The organism is Paraburkholderia oxyphila NBRC 105797 (assembly GCF_000685075.1).
GTDB lineage: Bacteria > Pseudomonadota > Gammaproteobacteria > Burkholderiales > Burkholderiaceae > Paraburkholderia > Paraburkholderia oxyphila.
Map to the genome: position 1 here is coordinate 35732 of NZ_BAYD01000010.1, position 13009 is coordinate 48740.

The 13009-nt window shown below is 60.7% G+C and carries 10 protein-coding genes and 1 pseudogene; 5 read left to right on the forward strand and 6 right to left on the reverse strand.

Annotated elements, in window-relative coordinates; translation table 11 throughout:
* Positions 1–18 precede the first annotated feature (18 nt).
* Positions 19–1110, reverse strand: coding sequence for a porin (locus BO1_RS09055; protein WP_028217283.1), 1092 nt, complete (start codon positions 1108–1110; stop codon positions 19–21).
* Positions 1111–1609: 499 nt separating this feature from the next.
* Between BO1_RS09055 and BO1_RS58915 the strand changes: the two genes are divergently transcribed.
* The gene (locus BO1_RS58915) at positions 1610–1996 is read left to right on the forward strand and encodes a hypothetical protein (protein WP_156992184.1); all 387 of its coding nucleotides are present in this window, start codon (positions 1610–1612) and stop codon (positions 1994–1996) included.
* Here the strand turns inward: BO1_RS58915 and BO1_RS09060 are convergent.
* Positions 1953–2729: an AraC family transcriptional regulator gene (locus BO1_RS09060; RefSeq protein ID WP_028217284.1), complete on the reverse strand. Its 777-nt coding sequence runs from the start codon at positions 2727–2729 to the stop codon at positions 1953–1955. The two genes, BO1_RS58915 and BO1_RS09060, sit on opposite strands and share 44 nt — an antisense overlap.
* 102 nt (positions 2730–2831) lie before the next feature.
* On the opposite strand from BO1_RS09060, the gene BO1_RS09065 reads away from it, so the two are divergent.
* Positions 2832–3758 carry a DMT family transporter gene (locus BO1_RS09065; protein ID WP_028217285.1) on the forward strand — a complete coding sequence of 309 codons (927 nt, stop codon included), beginning with the start codon at positions 2832–2834 and terminating at the stop codon, positions 3756–3758.
* Between the two features lie 102 nt (positions 3759–3860).
* On the opposite strand, the gene BO1_RS50275 is transcribed toward BO1_RS09065, so the two are convergent.
* The 3 genes and pseudogenes from BO1_RS50275 to BO1_RS09080 all read right to left on the reverse strand — a co-directional run bounded on the left by BO1_RS50275 (position 3861) and on the right by BO1_RS09080 (position 5597).
* On the reverse strand, positions 3861–5030 hold the full coding sequence (locus BO1_RS50275; RefSeq protein ID WP_043284253.1) for a patatin-like phospholipase family protein: 1170 nt from the start codon (positions 5028–5030) through the stop codon (positions 3861–3863).
* Positions 5031–5085: 55 nt separating this feature from the next.
* Positions 5086–5247: pseudogene (locus BO1_RS58920) on the reverse strand (transposase); the annotation flags it as partial.
* 143 nt (positions 5248–5390) lie between these two features.
* Complete coding sequence (locus BO1_RS09080; RefSeq protein WP_028217287.1) at positions 5391–5597, reverse strand: hypothetical protein; 207 nt, start codon at positions 5595–5597, stop codon at positions 5391–5393.
* A 504-nt stretch (positions 5598–6101) separates the two neighbouring features.
* Between BO1_RS09080 and BO1_RS09085 the strand changes: the two genes are divergently transcribed.
* The 3 genes from BO1_RS09085 (at position 6102) to BO1_RS60985 (ending at position 11622) form a co-directional block, all read left to right on the forward strand.
* Positions 6102–6845 (forward strand): TetR/AcrR family transcriptional regulator, encoded by a 744-nt coding sequence (locus tag BO1_RS09085; RefSeq protein ID WP_028217288.1) that lies wholly within the window; start codon positions 6102–6104, stop codon positions 6843–6845.
* 100 nt (positions 6846–6945) lie between these two features.
* Positions 6946–9426 carry a DHA2 family efflux MFS transporter permease subunit gene (locus tag BO1_RS60700; protein WP_218002794.1) on the forward strand — a complete coding sequence of 827 codons (2481 nt, stop codon included), beginning with the start codon at positions 6946–6948 and terminating at the stop codon, positions 9424–9426.
* 237 nt (positions 9427–9663) lie between these two features.
* Positions 9664–11622, forward strand: a complete 1959-nt coding sequence (locus BO1_RS60985; RefSeq protein ID WP_245643745.1) for an SIR2 family NAD-dependent protein deacylase — start codon at positions 9664–9666, stop codon at positions 11620–11622.
* 106 nt (positions 11623–11728) lie between these two features.
* Here the strand turns inward: BO1_RS60985 and BO1_RS09100 are convergent, their stop codons facing one another.
* Complete coding sequence (locus BO1_RS09100; RefSeq protein WP_028217290.1) at positions 11729–13009, reverse strand: DUF445 domain-containing protein; 1281 nt, start codon at positions 13007–13009, stop codon at positions 11729–11731.

A 13009-nucleotide genomic window follows, 5' to 3' on the forward strand; every position in this document is an offset into this window, starting at 1 on the left:
ACAAAACGCAGAGACGGACTAGAAGATGTGCCGCATCCCGATGGTCACCCCGGTCGTGGTCCCCGTTGGCGCGTTGAGTGAGTCGGTGACCGATAGACCCGTGTCCATGGTTCCATGGTTGTTGACCACGGCGACCTGGGCGTACAGCGTGGTCGCGCGCGACAGGTAATACGATGCGCCGAGGGCCGCCAGCAACGAGTGATTCGTCGCGTCATGCCGCTGCTCGTCATACCAGACACCCGCATTGAGATCCACCTCGGGCTGTACCAGGAAATCGACACCACCGCCATAGACATATTGGTTGTTACCGCTTCCGCCAACGCCGCCCCTGTAGTTGACAAACGATACCTTCGCCGTCAGCTTGCCGATCTTGTACGATGCGCCCAGTTGGCGACCGACGACCGAGACCGGAAACTGGGTAGGCACCGGGGTCGCCAGAGCGCTGCCCGTGCTGGGGTTCGCATTGAAGTACGAGGCGTTGAGCGCCAGGGTACCGTTGTTGTAATTCAGGCTAGCCGAGTACTGGCGACCATTCTGAAAATCGCCCGCGACACCGCCCAGGGAAAGCAGCGCGCTGCCCTGGAAGCCCCAGAGAACCGGGCTGGTATAGGACAGGGCGTTCGGCGTGAAGATGCCGGTCGCAATCACATTGTCCAGGTACGGCAAGAGACTACTGCCGGTCTGCGACAGGCCACGGGGATCGTTTTCATAGACGTCGAGAAAGAACGGTGAATATTGCAAGCCGGCCTTGACCTCGCCGAACCCGCTCGTCAGCCCGACATATGCCTGACGGCCGAAGAAGTTGCCGTTCGAATCGTTATAGCCACCGTTTCCGATGTTAATACCGCTTTCGAGTTTGAATTCTGCCTTGAGCCCGCCGCCCAGATCCTCTGTTCCCTGCAAACCAAAATTCGATGGCGAAAGGCCGCTGTCAGTAAACGAGAACTGGTGGCCGGCGTTCTGCCCGTTCGCACCCAACGTCTTGCTGGTATAGATCAGGCCGCCGTCAACGAGACCGTAGAAGGTGACACTACTTTGCGCCTGCGCCACACCGGTAAAGACGAGGGCAGCAGCTGCCGCACATACCTTGAGTGTGAACGTTCCTTTCATTGACATCCGTAGTCTCCGTTATTGTAAAGCGACAAAGCAGGATTTCTATTCACTAAAGAAAGCTTGCATTTTCATTAGCATGCCTACCGGTATGACATACCGTGCCCTGGCCTGCAAAACCCGTCAACCTGGTAGCACTATTGATTTACCGATCAATAATGTTGGTTGTGGCGCACGGGCGCACGGAGCGAAGCTCAAAAGCGGCACAATTGCGGCCACCATGCTGATCGGTCGAGCATAGTCAGCAACAGGCAACGCTCCCTGTCCAGTACCCAATAGGTATCGATTCCATACCCTGACGGCATAGCCCGGCGAAACACGCGCCGTCAAAGGCCTCCGCGGAGATCGATGCTCACGCATCGATCTCCATGACGTATACCCTGGCATCAAGTTTCCATCGCGTCGATACGATGTATGTCGACGCAGGTCGAGCGCGCATCGGCACTACGTTGGTGCCAGGCGTCGCCTGTCCGCATCGCTGACAGGAAAATGAAACGACATGATGGCTTCAAGACAAAAATCACGCGACAACGTTCTTGAGCTCCGGACACAAGGCACACGTTCCCTTACAGTCCGCCACCGCATCATGCTTGCGTTTGGTGCCAGCGGAACAGCCGCTACGATGGTGATCGCTGTTGCCGCCGCGGCGCTGCGGAAAAACCCGGCGGAATTTCCAACGCTGGCGCTTCAAATTGAAGCCGCTATCGGGGCTTTGTTGCTGATCGGGCCTCCACACCGCTTCGCGCGACCGGGTCAAGCCGCTCCGGCCAGTTTGAGTCCTTCCCGTCACGTTTGGTCCTGGGCGCAGTACGAGCAAATCCGGTCGTTGCGGGTTGAAGGCATTAGTTATAAAACGCGGAAGGCGCAACGCCAAAGTGTCGTTTGAACATCGCCGCAAACGCGCTCTGACTCGTATATCCATGTTCGAGCGCGACATCGACGATTTTCTCGCCGTGAGCCAGTTGTTCCAGTGCCATGAACAGTCGCGCGTGTTGGCGCCAGCGCCCGAATGTCATCCCTGTTTCGCGATGAAACATTCGGTGCAAGGTCTTTTCTGCAATGCCGAGTACCCCAGCCCAGTCCGCGACGGCATGGCGCTGATCCGGGGAGGCCATGATCGCGTCACATATCGTGCGGAGTTGCGCGTTGGCGGGCCATGCGAGATACAGCGGTAGCCGGGGAATCGCTGCCAACTCGGCGAGTAGCAGTTGCATCAACAGTTCATGCCGGCTGCCGCGAGCGTAGTCGAGCGGCACATCGACGGCGGCGAGGATCAGTTCGCGCAGCAGCGGATGAACCTCTACCACGCAATTGCCGCTCGGCAAATGATCGACCGTACCGGGCTCGACGAATACCGTGCGCATCTTGACGTTGCCGCTCATGCGCACGGTATGGTCGAGTCCTGCATCCAGCCACACGGCGCGCGTAGGCGGTACGACCCAGCGCCCCGCCTGCGCCTCGATCAACATCACGCCTTCAACCGCATAGAGCAATTGCGCGCGACGATGCCTGTGCATGGCCACAAAGGCACCGTGCGGATAGTCGGCGGCCAGCGCCGCGACAGGCATCGGCGTAGATTCGAAAGGGACGTGGATGTCATGCGGCGGACGCGTAATCATGACCTGACATTTTTACGATAGGTCCAGTCATTTTAGCGTGAGACGGACGCCGCACGCGGCGGCATGATCGAGCTTCGTTTATTGCTCAAGGAGCACGCCGTCATGCCGCGTCTTTACTTCCTGTTCCCGCTCACCGCGATATTGCTCTGGGCTGGCAATGTGATGGTATCGAAGCTGTCTGCGCATACAATCGATCCGACGGCCATCACGTTCTGGCGGCTTGCACTGGCTGTTGCACTGATGACCTTGTTCGTCCTGAAACCAGCATGGCGAAATCGCGTTGCTATCCGGGCGCAACTACCGAAGCTCGCTTTCCTCGGCTTTCTCGCGATGGCGCTGTTTCAGTGCCTGTCCTATGAGGCAGCGAAGACCACCACCGCAACGAACATGGCGATCATGACTTCGCTCGTGCCGTTGCTGACGATGCTTCTTTCTGTTCCGCTACTGCGCGAGGTGCCAACCGTCGGGATGCTGTCTGGCGGCATGCTGTCATTCTGCGGCCTGGTCTATCTGATCAGTTCGGGGAACCCGGGCACACTTCTGGCCGGCGGCGTGCATGCCGGTGATCTGCTGATGCTGCTGGCGGCGCTGGCCTACGCGCTGTATGGAATTCTGGTACGCCGTTGGCACGTTGGCTTGCCGTCGTGGCAGTCGACCTACCTTCAGGCCATCGCCGCATGGGTCTTTATGCTGTTTCTTGAACTACGACTGCCGGCGCATGCGGCCATGCCGAGCCGGGCGAGTTTGCCGTTGATTGCCTACGCGGGAACACTGGCATCAGTCGTCTTGCCGTTTTTCTGGATGCAGGGGATCAAGCATCTCGGTCCGAATCATTGCAGCATGTTTATGAACCTGTTGCCGGTTGCAACGGCGGCGATCGCCGTCGGATGGTTTGGTGAACGGCTTCACGTTTACCACCTGCTCGGAGGCGGGGCGGCGCTCATTGGGGTGATACTGGCTCAGACGCTGCGTCGGCCATTGCGGACCGAGACAGCACGCGCAGCGATGCAAAGATCGGCAGAACGATGAGCATGCGAGGATGCGTCCGCTGCTCACGATGGAACAGCCATTCCGATCTAAGGTGCTGGATGGCTCAAACGGGTCGATATGACCCATTCCATTTTGCGCCTATCAGGACTGGCCAGCTTCCGCCGGCGCTTCCTGCGCGGCCCCAGCAGCCTCTGTCGTCACCCGGCCATTCTCGACACGATGCACCACCACCCCAAGATGAGCCGGCGACTTTTCCGTCAACCAGGGCTTCTTGCTGATCGCCGCTTTCAGGTCGGCATACCCGGCTGCACGGCGCTCGGCGATGGATTCACGCGAAAACTCCGCATCACTACCGGGCACCTGATCAGGACCCGGTCGATAAACGACATGGACAATGTCGAGCCGCTGAAACGCGGGGGCCTTCGGCGCGGCCGAGGCCGCTGCCGCGTCATGCGTCCTGAGTTGCTGCGCAGCCTGACTGAGCCTGGCGCATGCCACTGCCGTATCGAGGTGATAGCGGCTGCGGCTCGCATACTGAATCTGCTTCGCGCGCCAGAGCACTTCGTTCATGTTTCGCGGCGCCTTGCCCGTGAGGCTCCACAGGTCGATCACGAATACGACGAGATGCGCATGCCCCGAGCGCGCCACGATCTCGTCGAGCGGCGTATTCGATACGCAGGCGCCATCCCAGTACAGCCTGCCGTCGATGGATGTCGCCGGAAAGCCCGGCGGAAGCGAACCGCTTGCGAGCACGTGCGACGGCCCGATGCGCTCGCGTTGACTGTCGAAGTAATGGACGGTACCCGATTCGACGTCGGTTACGCCAAGGCTCAGCCGAACCGCCGCATCATACGCGACCGGAAACGTCGCGAAGCGCTGCAGCGTGGCCAACACCGGCGTGGTGTCGTAGAAGCTCACGTCCTGCGAAGGCGCGTCGGGCAGGAAGAGCGTGAAGGGATTACGCGGTGCGAAGAAGTCGGGCTGCCCGAATACCACCGCACCGGTATAGCTCACCATGTTGTGCAAGTAGCGCAGCGCGGTCGCATGCTCGGGCAGAAAAACGTCAGGCCGCGAAATGGCGTCCCAAAAACCCGTCAGCCTCTCCACGCGTTCGTCTGGCCGGTTTCCCGCGATCACGGCCGCGTTGAAGGCGCCAATCGAGGTGCCGCACACCCAGTCAGGCAGCAGATGGTCTTCGGCCAGCGCCTCATAGGCGCCGATGTGATAGGCGCCGAGGCCGCCCCCTCCTTGCAGGGCGAGCGCGACGGCGGGTGTCGTGCCGCGCGAAGCCGACCCGTTAGTCGTGGCCATACAGACCTCCGGTCTCCGGTTACGAACGTGTGCTTTCCGCGAGGGCCTGTTCACACTATCTGAGCCCATCCACGACGAGCGCGAAATTGATGAAGGCCAGGAACATCACGTCCAGTTTTTCGAACCGGGAAGAGATGCGACGGAAGCCTTTGAGGCAGTGAAACAGGCGCTCAACTTCGTTCCTGCGTTTATACATTTCCCGATCATATTCCCATGGCTCAGGTTCGTCAGGCTGACATTGCCGCGCTGTCGTGACAGGCAATGCTCGATACGCTGATATTGGGTTTCGGTGATTTCCGTCACCGAAGCGTTCGAGAAGCGTGATGTGTTGTCTCCATGTTCACGGCGGCATCTTATTTTCTAGTATTCCTTAATTAATCGAGCCAATGACTCCGCCTCTCGGGCGACTGCTTCGTCTGCGGATACACCGTCACTGATCCAGAGCTGGACGGTATCTGCGAACGCTTTTTTTGCCGCGCCGCACAACTGAGTTATACGAATTCTATAAACACCGTCGAAGCTAAACACTTCCAGTCGCCCCTCGTACTCACACGCATAGAATTTCATCGTTCGCTCCTTGAGTCGCCGCCGTGCGTTCCGTCGCTGCTTCTGGTATCTCCGCCGCGCCCAGGCATGCTGCCGACCTTTGGTACGAGCACGACCACCAAGCCGCGTTCGCCTATCGTGCGCTCAATTGGCCAGCGGTCAAGGTCCTCCTGATCCGTTGCGTGGAGTCACTCGCTACGAGTGCCATTGCTTACCCACGCTCTGCGTTCCGTACGATTGAGTCAGCCGAGTCGGTTTCGCGCGCCGCGTCGGGTAGTAGTCGGCCAGTTCCGGACATCCATCGTCACGCCCGGGTGGAGATCGGAACGGCAGCTTTGGGACCGATGTTCCGTCGATCTTCCTGCCCCATATCGCTCTCCGCCTGATGCCCGTCGAGCAGCCCCGGACGACTGGCGAGCGAAGCGGCACGACACCGCTTGTATTGTTGCCTGGCCCCAACAAAGATCCGTCAACCATAACGAACACCGTTTTCATAACGAACAGTGTTCGTGTAATATTGATCCTATGGCTACAAAGAAACGTCTGGCTGGAGTCGCATCTCGTGAAAATTGGGCAGAGCAGATCGCAGCCTTCGAGGGCAAGCGTTTAGCGACGCAGCGACGCAAGGCGCCGATTACGGTGCAGAGGGTCATACAGGCTGCGCTGGATCTGGTGCGGGAGGAAGGTTTCGTTGCTTTGACGATGCGCAGAATCGCCGCCGCGTTAGACACGGGGCCGGCGTCGTTGTATGCCCATGTGCGCGACAAAGCGGAACTAGACGATCTGTTGATTGGTGAATTATGCACACGGGTGAGTTTGCCGGCGCCGGAACCTGCAAAGTGGATGGCGCAGTTCAAGGACGTGTGCGTGCAGTTGCGCGAACTGTACCTGCAATATCCGGGCATCTCACAGGCCACGTTGGCAACGATGCCTCGAAGTGTGGACACCCTGCGGATCAATGAGGGAATGCTCGCAATCCTGCTGGCCGGTGGAATTCCCGTTCAGCGCGCAGCGTGGGCGGTTGACGCTGCACTGCTGTATGTCTGCGCGTACAGCCTCGAAACATCACTGCGCCAGCGTCCAGGTCCGAACGCGGATAATCTGCCCTTCACCAGGGCTGAACTCATCGAGCGGCTAAAGATGCTGCCGCAAAGTCATTTTCCGAACACAGTCGCTCACGTTTGCGAGGTCACCTCCGGAGAGGGACACGACCGGTTCGACTTCACGCTGGAGCTGCTCTTGAACGGGCTTGCTTCGAGCCCGGTCTAGGCGCACAGCATCAGGGCTGGCAATGCCGCCCTCGGAGATCGCACTCCGAACAGGGGCACAAGAACGAGTGCCCTCTTCCACGCCGCCATCGGATCTACTCATGAAGGCAACTTGTTTTAACGCATTCGGCGGACCGGAAGTTCTGACGATTGCGGAATTTCCCGACCCGCATCCGGGTCCCGGTCAAGTCCGGATCGCGGTCCGGGCTGCGGGTGTCAACGCAAGCGACTGGAAGAAGCGTCAAGGTCTGATGGACCAGGCCCTGCCCCAAACATTGGGCTATGAGGCGGCCGGGATCGTCGATGAACTCGGCGAGGGGGTCACCGACGTGGCCCTCGGTGATCGCGTTTTCGGGTTTTGCATTGACGGCGCGGCCCAGGCCGAGTTGGCCGTGCTGACGTATTACGCGCCGATCCCATCGGCGCTCGATTTCGCTGTCGCGGCGTCATTGCCCGCCGCCATCGAGACCGCAGCTCGCGCACTGGACCAACTCCACGTCACGCGCGGTGCCACGTTGTTGATCAACGGCGCCTCGGGCAACATCGGCGCGGCCGCCATTCAACTCGCGGTGGCGCGTGGCGCGCGCGTGATCGGTACAGCCAGCCCAGCCAATCAAGAATACGTGCGCACCCTGGGTGCCGAACCCGTTGCATACGGAGAAGGCATGGCCGATCGGGTTTACGCCCTGGCGCCAGAAGGCGTCGACCTGGCATTGGATGTTGCCGGAAACGGCATTTTGCCCGAACTCATCGAGCTCGCCGGCGGACCGAACCACGTGATCACAGTCGCCGATTTCGGTGGTGCAGAGCGGTACGGCGTGCGATTCAGCCGAGGGGATGACGGTCGTGCGCTGTATGTGCTCGCCCAGATCGGCGAGCTGGTGACTTCGGGCCGGTTCGTGCTTCCAGCCGTTCATACCTTTCCTCTCCCCGAAGTCGCGCAGGCCCATCGCGTCGGCGAAGCCGGTCGCGCGATGGGAAAGCTCGTCTTGCTGATCGACACGCCGGGCGACCATGTTGGGCGTGATCAAACCGGAGATCACGACGAGCCTGCACCGCGACCAGAGAACCCGAGGCAGCCCGGGAAGACCCGAGCGCATCGCGACAACCCTCCCTCTGGCTTGCAATCCAGAGGGAGGGGGCGCTGGATGGCGCTTGGCGCCTTGAGTCTTGCTCAGTTGATGGATGTACTGGACAACACGATCGTGAACATTGCACTGCCGTCCGCGCAACACGATCTCGGATTCTCTACGGACAACCGGCAATGGATCGTCACCGGATACGCACTCGCGTTTGGGAGCCTTTTGCTCTTGGGGGGGCGGCTTTCCGATCTCTTTGGGCGAAAACGAATGTTCCTGGTCGGAGTAACCGGGTTCGTGATCGCGTCTGCCGTTGGCGGAGCCGCCAACGGGTTTCTTGCGCTTCTTGTAGCTCGCGTCGCGCAGGGTGCGTTTGCAGCCATGCTTGCTCCGGCGGCGTTGTCACTGGTGTCGTTGATTTTCGCGGATAACGCAGAAGATCGCGGTCGAGCTTTTGGCGTGTTCGGCGCGGTTTCGGGCGTCGGCGGTGCACTGGGGTTGTTGCTGGGCGGGGTCCTCACCGAGACCGTTTCGTGGCGATGGTGCCTTTACGTGAACCTCATCTTTGGCGTGGTTGCGCTGTTCGGCGCGCTTGCGTTCGTTCCTCGCGGTGACCGCTCACCACGCACACGTCTTGATTTACCTGGAATCACGACTGCGATGCTCGGCCTGGTCGGCATCGTGTACGGTCTTGGCAACGCTGCATCGCGAGGCTGGGGAGACATCTGGACGCTCGCCCCGCTGGCTGCCGGGGTCATCCTGATGATGATGTTTGTGATGATCGAGCGCCGTGTGGACAACCCGCTGTTGCCACTCAGTGTCGTCCTTGATCGGGTCCGCGGCGCGGCCTTTCTGACGCTCTGGATTTGCGGCATGGGAATGTTCGCCGTGTTTCTGTTTCTGACGTATTACCTTCAGGAAATTCTGAAGTTCAGCCCGGTCAATGCAGGCGTCGCATTCCTGCCCATGATTGGCGCAGTCGTCATGAGCTCGATTGTCTTCGGGACAGCACTCTTTCCGCGCACCGGCCCGCGACCTCTTGTACCGATCGGATGCGCGCTGGCTGCTGCTGGCATGTCGATGTTCACTGGCATCAGCGCGAATGCCAGTTATACCGTGCACGTTCTGCCTGCGCTGCTGGTGACCGGTATCGGATTTGGCATGATCTTCAGCCCCGTTCAGAATGCGGCGACCTCCGGGGTCCACGCCCATGACGCAGGGGTTGCTTCCGCGATGGTGAACACGGTCCAGCAGGTTGGCGGAGCGATAGGGATAGCTGCATTCAATTCGCTCGCCTCGACCGCCGTCAGCAACTACTTGACGAAACATGCCGACGCGGCGACACAGCCCGCGACGCTCACCCGCGCGACCCTCGCCGGCGACCACCTCGTGTTCTGGTCGGCAGCAGGCGTGTTTTTCGCTGGAGGTATCGTGGCGCTCCTCCTGTTCCGTAACGGCCCCATCCCGGTCAACTTGTATGCCAATCAGGCAGCCGCGCGCTGAACAGCGACGCTGCTGTCGTGACCGTTGGAGGACAACGCGCTTCGTTTCCCTGTCCCTGCGGAACACGTTACGTTGACGGCCGGCTCCAGGAGGAGGCAGCGCCCCTGTGTGCCTCATCTCAAGGTCGGGCGGGCTGGACTCAAGAAGCCGGGCTTGCTGCCGATATTGCCAATCAGGTCGTCTGCACCCGTCATCACGCATGGACGATAGAGCACTTGGACCAACTGGACAGGAACAATGAAAAAAAGCGAATACCTCGCGACGAATGACGTCCACGAATTCGTCGCGTGGATGAGCGCGCATCTCGACGATGTCACCTTTGCCCACGCCTGCATCGTGCGCAAGGGAAACGAGCCATGGGCGTGCACCAGCCTGTTCAACGCCTACCAGAATTATCGGTGGGCCCACGTCCCGCTGCCAGAATACGGCCTGGACGCCGGTAGCGACTTCGCGTCAAACGTGAGCGTGCTTGAGCGCTTGCAGAAGGCGTTGCGCACGGGACTGGCGGCGGGCGACACCGGCGGCGTGCTGGCGGCGGCAACCGCAGTGATGAAATGGGGCGGTGTCGTGAACCATAACGTTGGCTGGCTCAACACGTGGCGCGCAGACCTTTGCCGCATCATCGGTGAGACACGCGACGCGATCAACGCGGGCGACACGGATCACCCGGCCTTTGCGCGGAGCGAGCTTCGCTTCACGTCGGGGATGAGCAAGGTGTATTCGCTTGTTTGCGACGATTTCGCGATCTACGATAGCCGCGTGGCCGCCGCACTTTGCCGGGCGGTCGTGCTGTTCTGTCGTCAGACGGGACGCAACCGCGTGCCGGCAGCGCTGAATTTCCCGTGGGCGGCCGCGAAGAGCGCTTCGAACTCCGGCAATCCGCCGGCGCGTAATGCGGCCCAGGACGGATACACGTTTCAGAGGCTGGTACGCGGGCATTCTTACGTCACCTGGAATATGAAGGCGAGCTGGCTGCTGGCTGCGGTCGCGTCGCACCGCAGTACCCAGGATAGCGCATTTGCGCGGCTGGACTCCAGAGCGCAGCGGCTGCGCGCAATGGAAGCCGCGTTGTTCATGTTCGGCTATGACCTGGTGAATGGTCCAGAGCGCGGACAGAGCGGTGGCCCTCGCCCGCCATCGCCAGTGATGTCCGGTGGGCCGTCGCCCGATACCGGGCCGACGACCGAGGACGATTGGGCTCAGTGCAAGACGCCGTCCCGCGAGAATCCGTTCGAATATCGGTTGGCCCCGGCAGCGGACGGCATTCAAACCCGAGACGTGGGCAACAACCCAATAGCCGGCTTTACCGACGAAGAGATCAACAGGACGCTCCAGGCGTTGCTCAGAGACTTCGGCGATCAACCGTTCCCGCTCGCGAACAGCGTCGATCGCGTGCCTGCCGGAACTGAGCGAAATGGCCTCGGAACAGCGTTCTGGAAGGAGACCAAAAGGAGCGCAGGTTACACGAGCCGGCCCGATTTCCGCGGCGACGATGGTTTCTGGCACGCATACCCCGCGCTGCGGCATCACGGCTTCTCGTTCGAGGACATCGCCAACCCTGCTGTCTTCTCAAGCGATCCGCATCTTGCATGGGGCTTCTATGGGCACCGCCTCAAACTCTATCGCGCGACGCAACCGCATGCGGGTTTTCATCTTCTGCTGAATTGGGCGTCACGCATGGAGCATGGCGCGTTCGTGTTCACGAGCAACGTCGACGGCCAGTTCCAAAAAGCGGGCTTCTCCGGCGAACGAGTCGAGGAATGCCATGGAACCATTCATGCGCTGCAATGCGTCGACGCCTGCACGAACGATACATGGCCAGCCGACGACTTCGATCCCGTCGTCGATCCGCGCACCTGCCGCCTGCAAAACGCATTGCCGCGCTGTCCGCATTGCGGATCGCTTGCGCGGCCGAACATCCTGATGTTCGGCGACTGGAAATGGGTGGACCGTGCTGCGCAGCGCCAGGCCTCTCGTCTTGCCAGCTGGTTGCACGAGGTGAACCACCTCATTGTGCTCGAGATGGGTGCGGGACGCGCGCTACCCACAGTCCGCCGGTTCAGCGAGCGCCATGGTCCGCGCGTCGTTCGCATCAATCCAAAAGAATCTGCCATTCCCCCTGCGTTAGGGATTGGCGTCGACGAAGGCGCGTTGGCGACTTTGCAGGCACTCGAGACATTATTGTCGGCGGGTTGAGTTGCGGGCCGCCGTTACGGCGCGCTCGAGGCACGACTGTATCCACAAATCGTTGAATCGGCCTCTGCGTGAGACACTTTTTCGCGCTGGAAACGGCCATTATGCGCTACCGCCCAAGCGCAAACACGCAGGTGTGTATGACCACACCCACAAACCCGCCCACGAACGTCCCGTTGATCCGGATGAACTGCAGATCGCGGCCGATTTCCGCTTCGAACTTGCCGCTTACCTCTTGCGCGTTCCAGCCTTTCACGACATCGGCAATCATGAGTGACAGCCGATTGCGGTAACGCGCAAGCAGCGCCCGCGCCAGCTCGAGCCACCAAGCGTTCAGCTTTTTTTGCATCGTGGGCGTGCTTTCGATGGCTTCGCCGAAAGACACCAAAGCGCCGGCGATCACACCGCGCACAACCGGTTCCGCGCTTTGTGCATCGGCAGCCAGGAGCAATCGCACGCGATCGATTATGACGCGGCTATAGCCACCCGCCTTGAAATGCCGGATGCCATCGCGCAACAGCAGCCTGCCGAATCTCCGGTACGCGGGCGCGGTTTGCAGATCGAGCGACAGTGCGCGCACGGCCTCGTCAAACTGCCCGCGCAGCTCATGATCGGGATTGTCCGCCGCTTCATGAATCAGCGCGACGATGCCTTCAACGAATTTGTTGACGATATAGGCATCGAGCAGCGCAGGCGTGAATCGCGACGCTTCGCTGAATTTCGCCTTGATGAGATCGACGTTGTCCGTCAACCATGTCTTCATGGCGCTCAGCCCGCGATCGAGCAGCGGCTGATGGCGATCGCCCTCGGTCAGCATGTCGAGCACCTGGCCGGCGATGCGGGACACATCGAGCGTGCGCGCCTGTGCGAACACGAACCGGTCGAATAACGCTTCGATATCCGCCTCGTCCAGGCGTTCGAGCAGGCGCGGCAATGAATCGGCCGCCAAACCCGCAATCGCCGCACTGTTCTCCCTTTCCGCCAGCCACGTCGCCAGCGCGTGCGCGGCGTTGTATTCGCTCAAGCGCCCCACAACCAGTTCGGGCGTCAGAAAATTCTCTTCCACGAAGCTGCCCAGACTCTCCCCAATGCGTGCCTGGTTATTGGGCACAATAGCCGTGTGCGGAATGGGCAGACCCATAGGATGCCGAAATAGCGCCACCACCGCATACCAGTCCGCAATGGCGCCTACCGTGCCCGCTTCCGCGAACGCGCGCGGCCACGCGAGCCATGGATAGGCCGCCTGCCAGACGACACACGCGAACAACAGCACGATCATGGCCACCAGTAAAGCGGTTGCCGTTGCGCGCATGCGCTTGAGTCGGGTGAGCTTGTCGTCAGCCGCCGCGCGGGCCTTCGCGCCCGCGAGCGGCTCCTTCTCGTTGGCCAC